The 17,201-nt window shown below is 50.6% G+C and carries 19 protein-coding genes; 14 read left to right on the top strand and 5 right to left on the bottom strand.

Going from position 1 to position 17,201, the window contains the following annotated elements:
- Window positions 1-270 precede the first annotated feature (270 nt).
- From PRIO_RS18240 to PRIO_RS18230, 3 genes are all read left to right on the top strand, one after another.
- On the top strand, window positions 271-798 hold the full coding sequence (locus tag PRIO_RS18240) for a cysteine hydrolase family protein (RefSeq protein ID WP_052741485.1): 528 nt from the start codon (window positions 271-273) through the stop codon (window positions 796-798).
- A gap of 254 nt (window positions 799-1,052) precedes the next feature.
- Window positions 1,053-1,967 carry a DMT family transporter gene (locus PRIO_RS18235; RefSeq protein ID WP_020432263.1) on the top strand — a complete coding sequence of 305 codons (915 nt, stop codon included), beginning with the start codon at window positions 1,053-1,055 and terminating at the stop codon, window positions 1,965-1,967.
- 31 nt (window positions 1,968-1,998) lie between these two features.
- Window positions 1,999-2,853, top strand: a complete 855-nt coding sequence (locus PRIO_RS18230) for a class I SAM-dependent methyltransferase (RefSeq protein ID WP_020432265.1) — start codon at window positions 1,999-2,001, stop codon at window positions 2,851-2,853.
- Window positions 2,854-2,929: 76 nt separating this feature from the next.
- Here PRIO_RS18230 and PRIO_RS18225 read toward each other — a convergent pair whose 3' ends face one another.
- Window positions 2,930-3,826 carry a LysR family transcriptional regulator gene (locus tag PRIO_RS18225; protein WP_052741484.1) on the bottom strand — a complete coding sequence of 299 codons (897 nt, stop codon included), beginning with the start codon at window positions 3,824-3,826 and terminating at the stop codon, window positions 2,930-2,932.
- 315 nt (window positions 3,827-4,141) lie between these two features.
- Here PRIO_RS18225 and PRIO_RS18220 point away from each other — a divergent pair, with 315 nt between their 5' ends.
- The 7 genes from PRIO_RS18220 to PRIO_RS18190 all read left to right on the top strand — a co-directional run bounded on the left by PRIO_RS18220 (window position 4,142) and on the right by PRIO_RS18190 (window position 10,516).
- On the top strand, window positions 4,142-5,104 hold the full coding sequence (locus tag PRIO_RS18220; protein WP_046503980.1) for a phosphate ABC transporter substrate-binding protein: 963 nt from the start codon (window positions 4,142-4,144) through the stop codon (window positions 5,102-5,104).
- A 98-nt stretch (window positions 5,105-5,202) separates the two neighbouring features.
- Complete coding sequence (gene pstC, locus PRIO_RS18215) at window positions 5,203-6,105, top strand: phosphate ABC transporter permease subunit PstC (protein WP_020432274.1); 903 nt, start codon at window positions 5,203-5,205, stop codon at window positions 6,103-6,105.
- Window positions 6,102-6,998, top strand: coding sequence for a phosphate ABC transporter permease PstA (pstA, locus tag PRIO_RS18210; protein ID WP_020432276.1), 897 nt, complete (start codon window positions 6,102-6,104; stop codon window positions 6,996-6,998). Before pstC ends, pstA begins: the two co-directional genes overlap by 4 nt.
- Before the next feature lie 37 nt (window positions 6,999-7,035).
- Entirely contained in the window at window positions 7,036-7,812 is a 777-nt protein-coding gene (gene pstB, locus PRIO_RS18205) for a phosphate ABC transporter ATP-binding protein PstB (RefSeq protein WP_020432278.1), read from the top strand.
- A gap of 558 nt (window positions 7,813-8,370) precedes the next feature.
- Window positions 8,371-9,318: an IS110 family RNA-guided transposase gene (locus tag PRIO_RS18200; protein ID WP_046501296.1), complete on the top strand. Its 948-nt coding sequence runs from the start codon at window positions 8,371-8,373 to the stop codon at window positions 9,316-9,318.
- A 62-nt stretch (window positions 9,319-9,380) separates the two neighbouring features.
- Window positions 9,381-9,596 carry a hypothetical protein gene (locus PRIO_RS36880; RefSeq protein ID WP_052741404.1) on the top strand — a complete coding sequence of 72 codons (216 nt, stop codon included), beginning with the start codon at window positions 9,381-9,383 and terminating at the stop codon, window positions 9,594-9,596.
- Between the two features lie 383 nt (window positions 9,597-9,979).
- Window positions 9,980-10,516 carry a hypothetical protein gene (locus PRIO_RS18190; protein ID WP_020431090.1) on the top strand — a complete coding sequence of 179 codons (537 nt, stop codon included), beginning with the start codon at window positions 9,980-9,982 and terminating at the stop codon, window positions 10,514-10,516.
- Here the strand turns inward: PRIO_RS18190 and PRIO_RS18185 are convergent.
- Entirely contained in the window at window positions 10,459-11,472 is a 1,014-nt protein-coding gene (locus tag PRIO_RS18185) for an alpha/beta fold hydrolase (protein WP_020431088.1), read from the bottom strand. The genes PRIO_RS18190 and PRIO_RS18185 overlap by 58 nt on opposite strands.
- A gap of 229 nt (window positions 11,473-11,701) precedes the next feature.
- Here PRIO_RS18185 and PRIO_RS18180 point away from each other — a divergent pair, with 229 nt between their 5' ends.
- Genes PRIO_RS18180 through PRIO_RS18170 form a run of 3 tightly spaced genes read left to right on the top strand, consistent with a single transcriptional unit; the run spans window position 11,702 to window position 13,735 of the window.
- The gene (locus PRIO_RS18180; protein WP_020431085.1) at window positions 11,702-12,421 is read left to right on the top strand and encodes an MBL fold metallo-hydrolase; all 720 of its coding nucleotides are present in this window, start codon (window positions 11,702-11,704) and stop codon (window positions 12,419-12,421) included.
- Between the two features lies 1 nt (window position 12,422).
- The gene (locus PRIO_RS18175; protein WP_039790394.1) at window positions 12,423-13,007 is read left to right on the top strand and encodes a TetR/AcrR family transcriptional regulator; all 585 of its coding nucleotides are present in this window, start codon (window positions 12,423-12,425) and stop codon (window positions 13,005-13,007) included.
- Between the two features lie 38 nt (window positions 13,008-13,045).
- Entirely contained in the window at window positions 13,046-13,735 is a 690-nt protein-coding gene (locus PRIO_RS18170; protein ID WP_020431081.1) for an AlkZ-related protein, read from the top strand.
- A gap of 119 nt (window positions 13,736-13,854) precedes the next feature.
- On the opposite strand, the gene PRIO_RS36115 is transcribed toward PRIO_RS18170, so the two are convergent.
- The 3 genes from PRIO_RS36115 to PRIO_RS18160 all read right to left on the bottom strand — a co-directional run bounded on the left by PRIO_RS36115 (window position 13,855) and on the right by PRIO_RS18160 (window position 16,755).
- Window positions 13,855-14,028, bottom strand: coding sequence for a hypothetical protein (locus PRIO_RS36115; protein WP_020431079.1), 174 nt, complete (start codon window positions 14,026-14,028; stop codon window positions 13,855-13,857).
- Between the two features lie 228 nt (window positions 14,029-14,256).
- Window positions 14,257-15,486, bottom strand: coding sequence for an aminopeptidase (locus PRIO_RS18165; RefSeq protein ID WP_020431078.1), 1,230 nt, complete (start codon window positions 15,484-15,486; stop codon window positions 14,257-14,259).
- 36 nt (window positions 15,487-15,522) lie between these two features.
- Complete coding sequence (locus PRIO_RS18160) at window positions 15,523-16,755, bottom strand: aminopeptidase (protein WP_046503974.1); 1,233 nt, start codon at window positions 16,753-16,755, stop codon at window positions 15,523-15,525.
- Between the two features lie 145 nt (window positions 16,756-16,900).
- On the opposite strand from PRIO_RS18160, the gene PRIO_RS18155 reads away from it, so the two are divergent.
- The gene (locus PRIO_RS18155; protein ID WP_039836816.1) at window positions 16,901-17,188 is read left to right on the top strand and encodes a hypothetical protein; all 288 of its coding nucleotides are present in this window, start codon (window positions 16,901-16,903) and stop codon (window positions 17,186-17,188) included.
- The last annotated feature ends 13 nt before the right edge of the window (window positions 17,189-17,201 follow it).

Here is a 17,201-nt window from a genome sequence, read left to right as displayed (position 1 = left end):
TTTCCACTTAGACCTGCCCGAGGGTGGGTATTCCGGCAAATTAGTTAACCATTTTCCACTTAAAGGGTTGCCGTAGGATTCATGGAGCGTGGTTCTCCCGGTAGCGCTAGAACTAAGACGGCTGCACTGTCCCGTGGAGGACGGTACAGCGTTTTTTGTTCCCAAATGGACGGCACAAAAAAGGAATTCTCACTGGGCGCTGATCTGGTATACTTTAGCTTAGAGAATAAGCTGTGGGACGAAATCTGAGTGCAAAGGAGAAAATATAAAGTGGCTGAACCTTCAACTGCATTAATTATTATTGATGTACAAGAGGCTATGTTCTCTTATCCTGACATGAGGCTTCATGATGAAGAGGGTGTGATGGACAGAATTATTTCACTTCTGCACAAGGCCCGTACAGCAGGCACACCTGTTGTGTATATTCAGCATACCGAGGATCAGGAATACACCAAAGGGACTCCCACCTGGGAGATCAGCAGCCATGTCACACCACAGGAAGGTGAGCTGATCATCGAAAAGCCAACCTGGGACGCGTTCCATCTGACAAGGCTGCATGATGAGCTCCAGAAGCGGGGCATCACAGATCTGGTGATCTGCGGCATGCAAAGCGAGTTCTGTGTGGATACGACCACTAGACGTGCGTTCAGTATGGGCTACTCCAGTGTGCTGGTGGAGGATGCGCACAGCACCTTTGACAATGGTTCCTTAAGCGGCGGTGAGATTGTGAAGTATCACAACTCGGTACTCGGAGGAAGGTTTGCCAAGCTGCGCACAGCCCAAGAGGTGGAATTCTAACCTATGAAGACCGCCAAAGGCCTGCTGCATGGATAGGCCTAAAGGATTTGGGGGTATAACATAAAGGTGGAGACCACGCTCATGCTGCAAGGCGGCTCTCTTGGGGCTTTCCGGATTGCATTAAGGTTGTGCTTAAACCGTAGATTAATATGAGATTGGAGTCTGCGGGCAAAAGGCAGCATGAATCTTCGCCGGTTATGCGGGTTCATGCTGTTGTTGTATGATTGAATCAAAGCAAGAAAGGAAGCTTATCCGTGAATGCTACAAAACCGCCCGTTCCTGTCCCGCTGCTGATGGTGGTTGGAATTGTGGCTATCTCGTTTTCTGCGATCTTCATTAAATGGTCGGCAGCGCCGGCTTCCGTTCAGGGGATGTACCGGCTGCTCTTCACCTCGCTGCTGATGCTGCCTTTTGCCCGGCCATACAGCGGAGCCGCCTTTGCCCTGCGCCGTAAAGACTGGCTGCTGCTTGGGGCCTCAGGCGTATTGCTGGCCCTGCATTTTCTGCTGTGGATGGGCTCACTGAAATATACCTCTGTTGCCAGCTCGACCATGATTATGGCACTGGAGCCGGTATTTATTATGCTTGGAGCCTACATACTGTATAAGGATAGAAGTACCGGAGCAGCTATATTGGGTTTAGCAATCGCCATCTTTGGCGTTGTATTGATCGGATGGGGGGACATCGGCCTCTCTTCGGATAACCTGAAGGGTGACTTGCTGTCAGTTGGCGGAACTGTCACGGTTGCCGGCCATTTGCTGATCGGACAGAAGCTTGTGGCACGTATGCCTTCGTATCTCTACAGCCTGATCGTATTTATTACCGCAGCCGTGGTTTTTGCAATTTATAATCTGCTGGCCGGCATTCCTTTCTTGGATTATCCTCCGCGGGAGTGGGGCATCTTTGTTTTGTTGGCTGTGGTGCCAACTGTATTCGGACATATCCTGTTCAATTGGCTGCTGCAGTTTACTTCGGCCACTACCGTTTCGATGAATATCCTGGGGGAGCCTGTGGGGGCTAGCATTCTGGCCTTTTTGCTGCTGGGTGAGCAGCTGACCGGATTGCAATGGACCGGCGGGGTGCTGGTGTTGGGCGGACTTGCCGTATACTTATTGTCAGGACGTAAAAAAGCGGTGAAGGTTAATGAATCCCTTCAGAGCGCATCTTGAGACATGATATAAGAAAAAGGGGTTCTATTGAATGAACGAACATGAACAAGCTTCAAATGCTTCACTTCCAGCTGACCAGGCAGAAAAACAACCAGTTGTCCCATCCAGTGAAGAGCTGTGGAATGAGGATACCTATACGGCCTGGACTACCCGCTTTGGCAGTCCTGCTGAAGCGGCGGCAAAGCTTATGAAAGACCCTGCTGCGAAACTTTATCCCTTGCTGAACTATCTGGGTGAGATTCGCGGTAAAAAAATAATGAATCTCATGGGCTCGAACGGCATGAAAGCCGTGGCACTCGGGCTGTTGGGGGCAGAGGCAAGTGTGGCCGATTTCTCGGAAGCCAATGCCCGCTATGCCGGCGAACTGGCGGAAGCAGCGGGTGTTCCACTGGCCTATACTGTGTCCGACGTGCTGAAGCTGCCGGAGGAGCTGCTGAACCATACATATGATATTGTTTTTGCCGAAATGGGGATTGTGCATTACTTTACGGATCTGGCACCTTTTATGGATACGGTATGCCAGCTGCTCACTCCCGGCGGCCGGTTCGTCCTGCGGGATTTCCATCCGGTGACGACGAAGCTGATTTCCTCGAAAGGGTCTACTGCCAAAGTCCGTAAGCATAAGGTGAGCGGCGATTATTTTGACACGGCGCTGGAAGAAAAGAAGGTATCCTATTCGAAGTATCTCCCTTCTTCGGGGGGAGCAGAGGGAGCCGGCAGGCACAGTGTTGTTCACTGGCGGCGCTGGACGCTGGGTGAGATTGTGACCGCAGCAGCCGGAAGCGGCCTGGTCATCCGTGAATTAGCCGAAGAGCCAAATTTATCTTCCGATATATATGACAAAGGCATTCCCAAGACCTTCGCTTTGGTGGCGGAGACCGTGTAGCGGATTCCACGAAAATACCGGTATAGCCCTGGCGCTCCTGAAGAGCGGACCCAGGCGGCTGTACCGGTTTTTTGTGCTATTTTTCTTCGGCGGGAGCGGCAGCCAGCTCTACAAAAGCCTGCTGCAAAGGGGTTAACGGATGATCCTTCCGCCAAGCCAGCACGAATTCGCCATGATCCGGCTGGATACCCGGTAGTGGCAGATAACGCAAGCTCCCTGAAGCGGCCTCGGCCTTGATTCCCGCCTTTGGGAACAGCCCGACACCGCTGCCTTCGCGGATCATTCCTTTGATGGCCTCCGGCGAATTCAGCACCGCATGCCCCCACACCCTGACCCCGTTCAGCTGGGCCCACTCATCAGCGATACCGCGCAGGAACGAGGCGGGTTCATGCTGTATCCATGGCTCCAGCACAAGCAGCTCCGCCGATAAATTCTTGATCTCTCCGAATGAATGCCCTGGGGCGAACACCAGCACAGCTTCATTGCGGGCGAGGCTTCGCGTCTCAAAAGAACTGTCCTGCCCCTCTGTACTATGCAGAACCGCCAGTTGAATTTCCCGGCTCCGCAGCCGCTCGCGAATCGCAGTCTCGGGCTGCACAGTCAGTGAAATATCAAGATCCGGATATTGGCGGACGAATTGCGAAACCGTTTTGGGCAAAAGATATGTACCAGGCACATAACCTGCTTCCACCTGCAGGTGACCGGAAGCGAGGGTGGAATACTGCTTCATGCTGCGCTCTGCGTCAGCCGTTAACGCGACAATTCTGGCTGCATATTGGTAAAGCGTGCGCCCGGCATCGGTCAGCAGCACCCGTCCACTCCGGTATTGAAAGAGCGGGGTGCCCAGCTCACTTTCCAGGCTTTTCATATGAAAAGATACCGTAGGCTGCTTCAATCCCATCTCGGCAGCGACATCTGTGACTTTTTTATATTTTTCAATTAGCACTACAATTTGAAGTTTAACAATATTCATGATGAACCCCCGTTAATGATAGCGTTTTATTAGTTTTGTAATTCATATTATAGATTATATCTATGAGGATATTCAATTTCTATTATGTTTTTTATCCTTCGTTTTACATACTTAAGACTTTACCCTGACGAACGGGCTCTAGAATAAGAAATGTCAGATGTGACACGGACACCGTCTGATGCTTCCAAAGGTGAGTTTTGTACGAAGAGATTACATGTAGCAGACACTCACAAAACATAGCATTGCTAAGTAAGGACAGCATACAGCTGTCACTACAGCACATGTTATACAAAACACTCAGGAGGAGACAAAAAAATGCAATTTAGAAAAACGTGGGTCATGGCTTTGGCATTAACAAGTGTAGTAGCACTTTCGGCATGCGGCAGCAACAACGGAGGAAACAATGCAGCAACCAATAATGGGGGAGCTAACGCAACCGCCACAACCGCACCAACAGAAACAAGCAGCGGCGCAGATTTGAGCGGATCTATTCTGGCTTCGGGCTCCACAGCACTTCAGCCGCTGGTTGAGCAGGTAGCTGAGAAATTCATGGAAACCAACAAAGATGTAGACATTCAGGTGCAAGGCGGAGGCAGCGGTACGGGTCTGACTCAGGTCGCCGAGAAGCAAGTGGATATCGGGAACTCCGATGTGTTTGCTGAAGAAAAGCTGAAGGATGCCGATGCGGAAAAAGCGAAAGCTCTCGTTGACCACCAGGTAGCGGTTGTAGCGATTGCAGCTGTTTCTCATCCGGATGCAGGTGTGGATTCTTTGACCAAACAACAGCTTGTCGACATCTTCACCGGCAAAGTAACGAACTGGAAAGAGGTTGGCGGTAAGGACCAAAAAATCCAGATCATTAACCGTCCTAGCAGCTCCGGCACACGTGCTACTTTTGAAGGTTTTGCGCTCGGAACCAAGACAGAAGATCTTCAAGGTTCGATCCAGGAGGATTCCTCCGGTACTGTTAAGAAAATGATCGGCGAAACTCCGGGAGCCATTGGTTATCTGGCATTGTCTTACTTGGATGATTCAGTTAAAACACTGAAATATGACGGCGTTGAACCTTCCGTTGATAACGTAGTCTCCGGCAAATATCCGGTATGGGCTTACGAGCATATGTACACTAACGGAGAGCCGAATGAAATTGTAAAAGCATTCCTCGATTATATCATGACCCCTGAAGTGCAAACAGGCGATGTAGTGGAACTGGGATACATCCCGGCTTCGCAAATGCAGGTTTCCCGTGATGTGGCAGGAACGGTTACTAAGAAGTAATCGAATACACACATTCAAAGGTATCATCCATTAGAACTTCATGTGAACAGAGGCGGATTTCTTCTGCCTCTCTTTTCACTTTAGAAAGAGGGAGCAGCTTGAGGGTAGAACCAAAGAAAAACAAGATCGAAAAACATCATCTGGAAGATTTTGTAGGGCGGGCTTACATGTCCTTTTGTGTACTGCTGTTAATCGTAATTATTGTTTCAATGGTGTATTTTGTAGCTTCCAAGGGTATTTCTACTTTCACCAGCGGAGATGTCAAAATCACGGAATTCCTGTTCGGCACCAAATGGTCGCCTGAAGGGGACGCGCCTTCATATGGAGCATTCCCGTTCATCGCCGGTTCCTTTCTGGTTACGCTGATTGCGGCATTGATTGCAAGTCCGCTAAGCATCTGTGCCGCATTGTTCATGACCGAGATTGTCCCGGGCTGGGGCAAAAAGCTGCTGCAGCCGGTTATCGAGCTGCTGTCCGGCATTCCGTCAGTCGTATATGGCTTCGTGGGCTTAAGTGTCATCGTTCCTTTTCTGCGTAATACGTTCCCTGGTCAGGGCATCGGGGTTGCTGCAGGCGCGCTTGTCCTGTCGGTTATGATCCTGCCGACGATTACAAGCGTGGCTGCAGACGCGCTGGCTTCATTGCCGCAAAACCTGAAAGAATCTTCTTTTGCGCTCGGTGCCACCCGCTGGCAGACGATTGCCCGCGTGATTCTCCCGACTACATTCCCGGCGATTATGACGGGGGTGGTGCTGGGGATGGCCCGTGCGTTCGGTGAAGCCCTTGCTGTACAAATGGTGATCGGGAATGCGCCTTTCGTACCGAAATCGCTTTTTGAATCTGCTTCGACCCTGACCAGTGTAATTACACTGAGCATGGGCAACACCACGATGGGTTCACCGCAAAATAACGCGCTGTGGAGTATGGCGCTGGTTCTTATGCTGATGACATTTGTCTTTGTCCTCCTCGTAAGAATGCTTGAAAGGAGAAATAAAATTTGAAGCCGAGAACCGCAGACAAAATTGCCACAGCGCTTATCGTATTCTTTGCATTGCTCATAGTAGCCATCCTGATCGGACTGCTTGGATACATTCTCGTTCGTGGCCTGAACCACATCAGCTGGGATTTCTTAACCTCGGCACCTCAAAAGATCCGCGCAGGCGGGGGCGTAGGACCGCAGCTGTTCAATTCCATCTACCTGCTGGTGCTGACACTGATCATTACCGTCCCGCTTGGCCTTGGCGCCGGAATCTTCATGGCGGAATATGCCCGCCCCGGCAAGCTGACCAACTTCATCCGTCTAATCGTGGAGGTATTGTCTTCTTTTCCTTCGATCGTTGTCGGCTTGTTCGGACTCTTGCTGATCGTTAACACGTTTGACCTTGGCTTCTCCCTGGTCTCCGGCGCATTGGCGCTGACCTTCTTCAACCTGCCGCTGATGGTCCGAATTACGGAGCAGGCCTTCCGCACAGTTCCCAAGCAGCAGAAGGAGGCAGGTTTTGCCCTTGGGTTATCCAAGTGGAAGATCGTAACCAATGTGCTGTTCCCGGTCGCACTGCCGACCATTATCACCGGAACCATCCTGTCGGCGGGGCGTGTCTTTGGTGAAGCGGCAGCGCTGATGTTCACCGCAGGTATGAGCAGTCCGCGTCTGGATTTCTCCAATTGGAATCCGTCCAGCCCGACTTCACCGCTGAATCCTTTCCGCCCGGCCGAAACGCTGGCTGTGCACATTTGGAAGATCAACAGTGAAGGCCTGGCCCCGGATGCTGCACAGATTGCAGCCGGAGCTTCGGCTGTACTCGTCATTACGGTGCTTATATTCAATCTGGCGGCGCGTTACTTCGGCCGCGTAATTTACCGCAAGCTTACAGCTTCCAAAAGAATGAGCTAAAAGCAAGTATACGATGGACTATTAGGAGGAGTACAAGATGGGTATAGCAGAACCGGTGGTGCGCGAATCCTTTCAAACGGAAGATTTGAGCATATTTTACGGCACATATGAGGCAGTTAAGGGGATTAGCCTTCCCTTTGCACAGAATACAGTTACAGCACTGATCGGCCCTTCAGGCTGCGGCAAATCGACCTTTCTCCGCTCATTGAACCGGATGAACGATGAAATCTCCGGATCGACAACGAAAGGGAGCATCTGGATCGACGGTGTGGACATCAATGCTCCCGGCACGGATGTCATCAAGCTTCGTCAAAAAATCGGCATGGTCTGGCAGAAGCCCAATCCGTTTTATAAGTCGATTTACGACAACATCGCGTTTGGTCCCAAATATCACGGCATCAAAGGCAAAGCGGCTTTGGATGAAATCGTGGAGAGCAGTTTGCGCCGCGCCGCGCTGTGGGACGAAGTTAAGGATCGGCTGAAGGATTCGGCGCTCGCTTTGTCCGGCGGGCAGCAGCAGCGTCTCTGCATTGCGCGTGCCTTGTCGGTTAATCCGCAGATTCTTCTGCTGGACGAACCCGCTTCTGCGCTCGATCCGGTATCTACCGGCAAAGTGGAAGAATTGATTAAGGAGCTGAAGGAGGAACTGCGGATCGTTATTGTGACGCACAATATGCAGCAGGCCGCGCGGATCTCTGATTTTACAGCTTACTTCTATCTGGGTTCACTTGTGGAGTATGACAAAACAGAAAAGGTATTCAGCAATCCGGAGAATCAAATGACCCAGGAATATATTATGGGCCGCTTTGGCTGATTACAGGATTTATCAGAAACAGGTAAAGCTCCTTGGTGGTAAGGAGCTTTACCTGTTTTTTATTGTATAAGAAATTATACAGTGTAACTCGGGTTGCTATTCCCGTCAGGGTGGTTGGACGAATTTGTAACGAGCAACGGCAGAAATACCGTTGTTGGGGCGGTGAAGGCCGAGTTCTGAGGGGGTGGCCGGTCTAGATATCCTCATTCCAGCCAGTATTCGCTTACCGGGATCTTCATCAGGCGGCGCTAGTTGGAAAAAGGGAACTAATTTTTCCGAAAATTAAGAAATCCTGAGATTGAAGTGGAAAAAGTATACCTAATCACCCATGGCCTGGCGGCCACCGTCGGTCATGAAAATCAGGTGAAGTCAGAGTATATATTTGGTAAAATCGTGCTGTGGATCAGAGGTCGATTCAATATTGGTGAAACATCCCGTAACCTAATCTGACCAACTGCAACGACGAGGATCGCCGAGTGTTGCCACGAGCACGTGTATAAAATTTCACCTCTTTAGGTTGCATGATCCACGCATACTTTTAGCTTGGAGGTAGGGAATATGGATGCCATTCGTGAACGCTGTGCCGGGTTGGATATTCATCAGGAGACGGTGGTGGTTTGTCTACTGAGTGGCCCCCTGGAGAAGAAACCCAAGTCCGTGATCGAGACGTTTGGAACCACGACCCGCGAGCTTTTGAGATTACAGGAGTGGCTGGAGCAGCAGGGATGTACCGAGATTGCCATGGAAAGTACAGGGGTCTTTTGGAAACCCGTGTGGAACATTCTAGAAAGCACCTGTACGATCACGCTGGCCAACCCGCAACGCATCCGCAATATGCCCGGGAAGAAGACCGACGTCAAGGATGCCGAGTGGATCGCCAAGCTCCACCGCTGCGGCTTGATTGAGGGAAGCTTTGTCCCGGACGAGCCCATCCGCGATTTGCGTGACCTTACCCGGTATCTGCGCAAGCTTAAGCAAAACGCGACGCAAGAAAAGAACCGGATTCACAAAATTCTACAAGATGCCAACATTAAACTGACCACGTATGTCTCCGATCTTTTTGGCGTTTCCGGTCGTGCGCTACTGGACTCGATTGTGAATGGCGAAGTGCTGGAGGTGCATGAGGTCCGCAAGCTGGTGCATACCCGGCTGAAGATGAAGGTGCCTTCACTGGTCGAAGCGATGAACGGCCGACTACGTCTGCATCACCGGAAGATGATCCGGCGTCATTGGGATCATTTGCAGTATCTGGAGAGTGAAATGCAGACGTTGGAAGCTGAAATTGAGGAACTGGTGCAACCATACAGGAAGGAAATTGAACTGCTGGATACCATTCCAGGCGTGAGCACGGATGCCGCGGCGAGCATCGTGGCGGAACTGGGTACCGACGTGTCTCCTTTTCCAAGTGAAGCTCATCTGGCCTCTTGGGTCGGGGTGTGTCCAGCCAACCATGAGAGCGCCGGTAAAAAAAAAGTAAAAAGAACCAACGCGGGAACCGAGGTCTGAAAGCCGTACTCGTCCAGTGCGCTTGGGCAGCGAGCAAGTCCAAGAATAATCGGCTTTCCGCTATGTACAGTCGGATCGTGAAACGGGCAGGAAAACAGAAAGCCATCGTCGCTTTAGCCCATGCGATGATCCGAATCATGTATGTGATGCTTCGGGATAAAGTCCCCTATACCGAGCTGGGGACGGAATATCTGAACACCCCAGAGCAGACCGCAAATTACCTGATTAAAAAACTTCAAAAGCTAGGCTACCAAGTGGAACTGACACCTATTACATGATACCCACTTTTTAAAAAAATGAAGTTCCGATATAGGGGATCTTTAAAGCAAAATTTACTTTCGAGCTGTGAAGCGACAAAGTTATTTTCGTATAAATTGGGCCACATTTCTTGTCCGATGGTGAAATGGGCTGAATTAGTGTCCCTTTTTCCACTTCATCTGCCCGAGGGTAGGGTACTTCGGCAAATTAGTGTCCCTTATTCCACTTAAAGAGTTGCCGTAGGATTCATAGGGAGTCGTTCTCCAGGTAACGCTAGAACCAAGACGGCTGCGCTGTCCCGTGGAGGACGGTACAGCCGTTTTGGTTCTGCAGGAAATAAGAAATCCCGCAAAACAGTTTTTTTACATAATCTGTCTACGAGGAAAGTTATCTCCGGAGTGCGTTGTCCAGCTGGGCGCTGACTTCCGGTATGGAGCTGCACTCCTATGAGCAGCATCCGCTGGAGAGAGCCAGCTACAGCAGCTGCGGCGATTGCAGCGCCAGGAGAATTATGTCTGATAAAAGCTATGTAGGTGGAGACCTGAATGTGCTGAATTTTGAACGGGTCAAATGGGGCGGCATTCGGCTCAACCACCTTTTATATTGCATGCTGGATCTGGAGCTGCTGAGCAGAGAGGAAGAATTCAGTGTCAGCAGAGAGGACCTGGCCATCCTTGAACGAATGGTAGCAGCGGTGGAGTCGTGTGGCCCTGACAATACAGCGCGGAAGCTGGAGAAACGCTGGAGGGACCTGCTCCCGGCAAATCAGCATGAACGGGATGTAATCATGGAGATTTGGGGATATGCAGGGATCCTGGTCCCACAGGAAGAGCCCCGGAAGGGGCGCGGTAGGGTGGCGATTATAACTCCGTTGCCAACTGATTATTTCTGTTTCAATAAGCTGAGTATTGTCTCGATCACCAGCTCCGGCTGGTCATGAATTATCATATGGCCGCTTTTTTCGGCAATAGTGAGCTTACTGTCAGTAGAGAGCTGCAGCATGCTTCGCTGTCCGGCCTGCCAAATTGCTTCAAGCTGCTTGCCGCCTGCTTCGGAGAATCCGAATGAAGCATAGTCCTGCGGAAGTCCCCGGGCAATGATGCGTACCGGAAGAGCGCCGAAGTTTTGCCCGCGGATCGCATCCTCGGTGGAGGTGGCCAATTTTCCTTCTTGCTCCTTGGCGGTAAAATAGCTTGGTGTAGAAATGACGTTAATGAATTTGCCCCGGTCTTCCTTCGCGACCATACCTTCCAGCAGGCTGTCCTGGAACAAGCGCATAACTCCAGAGCGCTTCAGAATGGCGAGGATGGCAGCGGATGGATTCCCGGCGAATTTCTCTGCCTTCAGAATGGCTGCCGTCTCCCGTTCGTCATTCTCCGGTCTGGCATCAACCAGTACTAGACCCATGACATCATCCCTGTAAGTCTGAGTGAAGAGGCGGGCGTACATTCCGCCCAGGGAATGGCCTACAACCAGATAAGGGCCGGGTAATCCTTCGTTCATAAGTGCGTTATGCAGCTCACGGACGATATTAGCGCCGGTGCGTTCGTTAGGGGATGACTCGCTCCAGGCATAACCAGCCCGGTCATAACTGACCACAGTAGCGGATTTAGCCAGCTGATCAGGGATATCTCTCCAAGATAAGCTGGTCTCACCGCTCCCCGATTCGAGAATAATGGTGGGGCTCCCGGTACCCTGTTTATGGATATGCAGTTTGAAGCCCCCTGCATCTACCAGTTTTCCTGGCGCTGGATATTGCTTTTTGGCGGCATTTGAGGCTATAGCTTCGTACAGAAATCCTGATCCGATAAGGAGGATTATGGCTGACAAAACAATTAGCAGCAGCTTTTTCCATATTCGTTTTGATGATTTTTTCTCAGATTTGACTTGGTTCATGATACAGCATGTCTCCTTTTTTAATACAAGTGTATTATATAAAATGTATGATAACACGTTATGATTGGAAAGAGTAGGACTTAAAATAACAATCAAACCAATATATGGATTATGATCGCAAAACGGGAATATCAATACTTAAAAATCCTAATTTCAATAGTGAACTCTTGAAAAACTAATGTAATTAGTTTATATTAAAACTAACGATATTAGTTTTGGAGGGGTTTCTATGAGATTGACACAAGAAGGCCAATTGCTGCAGCTTACCTGGCTGCCAAGATTGTTTCCCGTAAATTGTTACCTGGTTGAAGAAAAAGAAGGCCTGACATTGATCGATGCTGCGATGTCATTCAGTGTGCAAGGAATTCTGGATACGGCGGCCAAGCTGAATAAGCCCATTAACCGCATTATACTGACGCATGCCCATGGTGATCATGTCGGAGCGCTGGATGAACTGAAGCAGCGGCTTCCTTCAGCCCAGGTATACATTTCGGAACGGGATGCGGCATTGCTTCGAGGGGACCGTTCCCTGAGAGAGGGCGAGCCGCAGACACCCATTAAAGGCAGTGTGCCAACCAAAATCACCACTGTACCGGATATCCTGCTGCAGGAAGGCGATGCTGTAGGTTCCTTAACAGCAATTGCTACGCCAGGGCATACACCGGGTTCGATGTCTTTTCTGGATGAGCGTACAGGAGCGCTAATTGCCGGAGATGCTTTGCAGACTTTCCGTAGAACAGCTGTCGCGGGGACTGTAGTGCCGTTTTTTCCTTTCCCTGCTATGGCTACCTGGAATAAGGCCAGTGCTTTGGAAAGTGCGGTTAAGCTTCTCAAGCTGTCACCGAAGGTGCTTGCTGTGGGACATGGCAATCTGCTGCATGCCCCGATTGAACATATGAAATACGCGGTAGAACAAGCCGAACAGCTTCAGAAGAAAGCGGGGAATTGAGATGTCGCCACGAGAAGGATTGGATACACACACATTAGTGCTGGCAGCAGCAGAAATTGCCGATGAGCAAGGCATTGAAGAAGTAACCCTGGCTGCGATCGCAGCCAGACTAGGCGTCCGCTCACCGTCGTTATATAATCACATTAACGGTCTTCAGGGGCTGCGCTCGCTGCTTGCCGTACACGGTCTTGAGCTGCTGAATGCAGCAATAGCCGCCGCTTCGGAGGGGCTGAAGGGGGATGCAGCAATACATGCCATGGGACAGGCCTATGTGGATTTTGCCAGGAAACATCCGGGTCTGTATGAAACTACGCTGCGGGCACCGGAGGAAGGCAATTCAGAGCTGGTGAGGGCAAGCGAACAGGTGCTGTCCTTAATTATTAGGCTGTTGTCCTGTTATGAGCTGGATGCAGAAGATGAATTGCATGCGGTCCGGGGCCTGCGCAGCTTGCTGCACGGATTCGCTGCCTTGGAGAACAAGGGGGGGTTCGGGATGCCTTTGGACACGAATATCAGCTTGAACTGGCTGATCAGCGCATTCATTGCCGGTATCCGCAGCAAGAGTTCAAGCACCGGAACTGGGTAGTAGAGGATCAAGAATATGAACCGCAGGAGGGAAAGTTGATGAGCAGCATGGAAGAGCACGGGATGGTAACGACTTATGAAGAAATGAAAGCGGTGATTGACCAATTGGGCATTGTCCCGCTGGCTGTACTCATACCTGGGCATCCGTCTGTGAACGGATTGACCAAAGCCGAGAACTGGCATACCGATACAGAGCTTGACCCCTGGGCCTGGCGTGCCCGGTTTCCCGGTGAAGGTCTGGCTGCGTACGGGAAATTTATCCGCAAAAAAGCAGTCCTGGTCGCCAGAGAATGGTTCCCGGCATATGCGGCTGCTGCGGGCAGCACACAATCCCTGGAGGAACGCTACGATAGTGGACTCTGCAGCAGAGAAGCACTAACCTTGCTTCAGATCATCCGTGATAATCAAGGCATTGAGACACGTGAACTACGTAAGCTGGCTGACATGAAGGCGAAGGAGAAGAAAACTGCTTTTGACAATGCGGTAACGGAACTGCAAGGCACTCTGGATATTGTGATCTCAGGAGTGAAGGAACGCCATAATGCCGAGGGAGAGAAAAACGGCTGGAACAGCACCTCATTTGAAACCGCCGGCCACTGGATGGCAGAGAATCATATTCCGGAATTTAAGGGAACGAGAGATGAGGCTATAGTGTGGCTGCGCAACCGGATGGAAGGGAAATGGAGTCCTGCGTCTGTAAGCTGGCTGGGCAAAGTTTTATCCTGGTAAGCTGCACCGGTTTTGCCATCCCCAATAAGACGGAATAACGAATAAACGGCTGACCCGTACCGTAAGAGTAGGCGTCAGCCGTAAGCGCTTTCCATAGTGTATATCATTGAATGAGCCTCTTACAGCATGGGGGCCAGGTAAGCAATCAGAAAATACAGAAATCCGAACAGCAGCATGATATAGGCCGTATACTTGATGGCATTGGAAGCGGCGATACTGGAGTCGGTAGGGGCATCGGTTTCTTTACGATCCGGTTTAACTGTGTCCAGGTCGTGGGAGAATGATTCTTTCATCGGAATGACCTCCTTGGGAATAGAATCCTTAACTGTATTGTGACATATTTGTGAATGAAATTCAACAATATTGTGAATTAATTTTGAACAAATCTTCAAATTTGGGCGATTAATTTACTGAATTATTGCTAAGTAGCCAAAAAAACACCCTGAGACGCTCTTTTTTAAGAGAATCTACAGGGTGTTTAGTGTGTTAATGAAATTTGTCAAGCTATCAAGATAGTAAAGTTAAGCCCAGTTTCCGTTGCGGAAAATAGGTTCGGCCAGGCCTTCATCCGTAATCCCGTCGATATTCATATCCGCGGAGCCCATCATGAAATCCACGTGAGTCAGGCTTTGATTCATCCCGTGCTCGGCAAGCTGCTCTTTGGTCATCGCCGTACCTTGCTCCAGAGTGAAAGCGTAAGCTGCTCCCAGAGCCAGGTGACAGGAAGCATTCTCATCATAAAGTGTAGTGAAGTACAGAATGCCGCTTTCCGAGATCGGAGAGTGGTAGGGAACGAGGGCGACTTCCCCAAAATAAGCAGAGCCTTCGTCCATCGCCAGCAGAGATGCTAACGCATCCTGGCCCACTTCTGCAGTGAAATCTGTAACTTTCCCATTCTCCAGGGTAAGGGTGAAACGGTCAATGATGTTGCCGCTATAGCTTAGCGGTTTCGTGCTGCTGACTGTACCGTTTGCACCTGTCTTAAGCGGTGCCGTGAAGACCTCTTCGGTTGGGATATTCGCCAGAAAAGGTACTCCGCGTCCGTTCACAGCCCCCGCTTGACACCAAATATGGCCTTCCGGCAGCTCAAGCATGAGATCAGTGCCTGGTGCGGTATAGTGGAGCTTGCGGTATTTTTTCGCATTCAAAATATCACAGCGCTGCTTCAGGCCGGCCAGGTGGAGGCTCCAGGCTTCAACCGGATTCTCCTGGTCTGCTCTGACAGCCTTGAAGATGGCATCCCACAGCAGTTCTACCTGCTGTTCTGGCGGAGCGTCCGGGAATACCTTGGCCGCCCACACAGGCGAGGGGTAGGCCACCAGGCTCCAGCTGACATGGTTGCCCATCAGCAGTTCCCGGTATGGCATCATAGCTTGACCGGCTGTGCGCTGATTATCGGCAATACGTACGGGATCGATCCCGTTCAGCAGATCCGGATTGGTCGAAATGACCGACAGGAAGGCTGCTCCGTTTTTAGCCAGGTCCTCCAGCTCATCGGCCTGCCATTTTGGCGGTTCGAGGAAGCTTTCGGACGGCGCCAGCTCGTAACGTGTGCGGGTGACAAGTTCATCCGTATAATTCACCTTAACCAGTTTTGCCCCGGCTTCATAGGCCTTGCGCACTACCAGCCGCACCAGTTCTGCCGAAGCTATATCAGCGTTGACCACAAGGGTCTGTCCAGGCTGAATGTTAATTCCGATTTTGACCGTCAGCAGTGCGTAATTCTCCAGCTTTTGCGTAAAACTCAGCATAGTACCACTCCTCTTAATATCTCTGTCCAGCCTGCTTTAGAACGCCCAGTTCCCCTTGAGGAATACAGGCTCTCTGGTGCCGTCAACGGTGATACCGTAAATGTCCATCTCCGCTGAGCCGATCATAAAATCGACATGCGTAACGCTTGTGTTCAGGCCGTGGGCAATCAGTTCGTCCTTATTCATTTCTTTGCCGCCTTCGAGACAGAAGGCATAAGCTGTGCCAATGGCCAGATGGTTGGAGGCATTCTCATCGAACAAAGTATTGAAATACAGGATATTGGATTCCGAAATTGGAGATTTATGCGGGACAAGCGCCACTTCGCCGAGATATTTTGCACCTTCATCCAGCCCGATGAGATATTCCAGCGCCTCCTGGCCCTGTTCGGCTGCTACACTAACGATCCGGCCTTGTTCAAAAGTAATGGAGAAGCCGTCAATAATGTTCCCGCCGTAGCTAAGCGGCTTCGTGGCTTTGACCGTTCCGTTGACACCGGTTTTGAGTGGGGCTGTGAACACTTCTTCAGTCGGCATATTGGCGACAAAAGAATGGCCCTTGGCATTGATGCTGTCGCCTTGCGCCCACAAGTGTCCTTCAGGCAGCTCAATGCTAAGATCAGTACCGGGTGCTATGTAATGGAGGCTTTTATATTTCTTGGCGTTCAGGACATTGGCTTTTTGTTCAAGGGTATCCAAATGTTCCTGCCAGGCGGCTACAGGATCTTCGCGGTCCAGGCGTACGGTGTGGAAAATTGCTTCCCAAAGCTTGTCTACGCGTTCATCTGCCGGAACATCCGGGAATACCTTATCGGCCCAAGCCTGCGACGGAATGGCAACAATGCTCCAGCTGACTTTATCAGACATTTGCAGCTCGCGGTATTTGGTCAGAGCTTCTCCGCGGGTTTTCTGGTAGTTCGCAATCCGCTCGGAGTCAATGCCTTTGAGCGCATCCGGGTCTTCGGCGATAACATGAAGGAAAGCTGCGCCATTCTCGGCGAACTCGGTTATTTCACCCGCAAACCAGGTAGGCGGCTTAGTGAACACTTCCGGTGCGGCATGCTCAAATAGCTGGCGGGTAATGAATTCATCGCTCCAATTGACCTTGACCTGGCTCGCGCCGATGGCATAGGCCTTAGCTGTAATGAGCCGTACAAATTCTGCAGCTGAAATAGGCGCGCTCACGATCAGGGTCTGTCCGGGCTGAACATTAACTCCGATTCGAACCGCCAAATCCGCATATTTACTAAGCTGTGCTTGCAGTTGGGGCATTAGAATTCCTCCATTTTCAATTGATTTATTAAATTATTAACCGCCGGATGAAAAAAGTCAATTGGCTTGCCTACAGGTAGGGAATTGCTCATATCTCATGATATACTAAGAAATAGCCAGGATATGATGAAGGGAAGGACAGAACATGAACGTAGAAATTATAAAAGCAGAAATGAAACGCGAGGAGGATAGAAGCTTTATCGGGAGAACGGTTTTTACCCTTGAGAATCATAACTCCCCTTATGAAATCACATTTTTCAGCAAACGCGGTACGGAATGGGATTACAGCCTGAGCTTTGCCGGCGAGCCGGGGAGTGAGGAGCAGTTCCTGGAAACCGATTCGCTGCTGGAAAATGATGACGATGTCTACAATCTGCTGCTGGATGCTGCATTGGATACCCAAGAGCTTACGGAAGAGGTTGAGGAAGAGTAGAAAGATAAATGCG

The organism is Paenibacillus riograndensis SBR5 (assembly GCF_000981585.1).
Taxonomy (GTDB): domain Bacteria; phylum Bacillota; class Bacilli; order Paenibacillales; family Paenibacillaceae; genus Paenibacillus_AQ; species Paenibacillus_AQ riograndensis.
The sequence above is the reverse complement of the archived record's forward strand: the minus strand, read 5'-3'. Positions and strand labels throughout refer to the sequence as shown.

Excerpts from the sequence above, each read along its gene's own strand:
- PRIO_RS18230 (WP_020432265.1), top strand. The coding sequence starts at position 1,999 with ATGAACGAACATGAACAAGCTTCAAATGCTTCACTTCCAGCTGACCAG.
- PRIO_RS18225 (WP_052741484.1), bottom strand. The coding sequence starts at position 3,826 with ATGAATATTGTTAAACTTCAAATTGTAGTGCTAATTGAAAAATATAAA.
- PRIO_RS18220 (WP_046503980.1), top strand. The coding sequence starts at position 4,142 with ATGCAATTTAGAAAAACGTGGGTCATGGCTTTGGCATTAACAAGTGTA.
- pstB (WP_020432278.1), top strand. The coding sequence starts at position 7,036 with ATGGGTATAGCAGAACCGGTGGTGCGCGAATCCTTTCAAACGGAAGAT.
- PRIO_RS18200 (WP_046501296.1), top strand. The coding sequence starts at position 8,371 with ATGGATGCCATTCGTGAACGCTGTGCCGGGTTGGATATTCATCAGGAG.
- PRIO_RS36880 (WP_052741404.1), top strand. The coding sequence starts at position 9,381 with ATGTACAGTCGGATCGTGAAACGGGCAGGAAAACAGAAAGCCATCGTC.
- PRIO_RS18185 (WP_020431088.1), bottom strand. The coding sequence starts at position 11,472 with ATGAACCAAGTCAAATCTGAGAAAAAATCATCAAAACGAATATGGAAA.
- PRIO_RS18180 (WP_020431085.1), top strand. The coding sequence starts at position 11,702 with ATGAGATTGACACAAGAAGGCCAATTGCTGCAGCTTACCTGGCTGCCA.
- PRIO_RS18175 (WP_039790394.1), top strand. The coding sequence starts at position 12,423 with ATGTCGCCACGAGAAGGATTGGATACACACACATTAGTGCTGGCAGCA.
- PRIO_RS18170 (WP_020431081.1), top strand. The coding sequence starts at position 13,046 with ATGAGCAGCATGGAAGAGCACGGGATGGTAACGACTTATGAAGAAATG.
- PRIO_RS36115 (WP_020431079.1), bottom strand. The coding sequence starts at position 14,028 with ATGAAAGAATCATTCTCCCACGACCTGGACACAGTTAAACCGGATCGT.
- PRIO_RS18165 (WP_020431078.1), bottom strand. The coding sequence starts at position 15,486 with ATGCTGAGTTTTACGCAAAAGCTGGAGAATTACGCACTGCTGACGGTC.
- PRIO_RS18160 (WP_046503974.1), bottom strand. The coding sequence starts at position 16,755 with ATGCCCCAACTGCAAGCACAGCTTAGTAAATATGCGGATTTGGCGGTT.
- PRIO_RS18155 (WP_039836816.1), top strand. The coding sequence starts at position 16,901 with ATGAACGTAGAAATTATAAAAGCAGAAATGAAACGCGAGGAGGATAGA.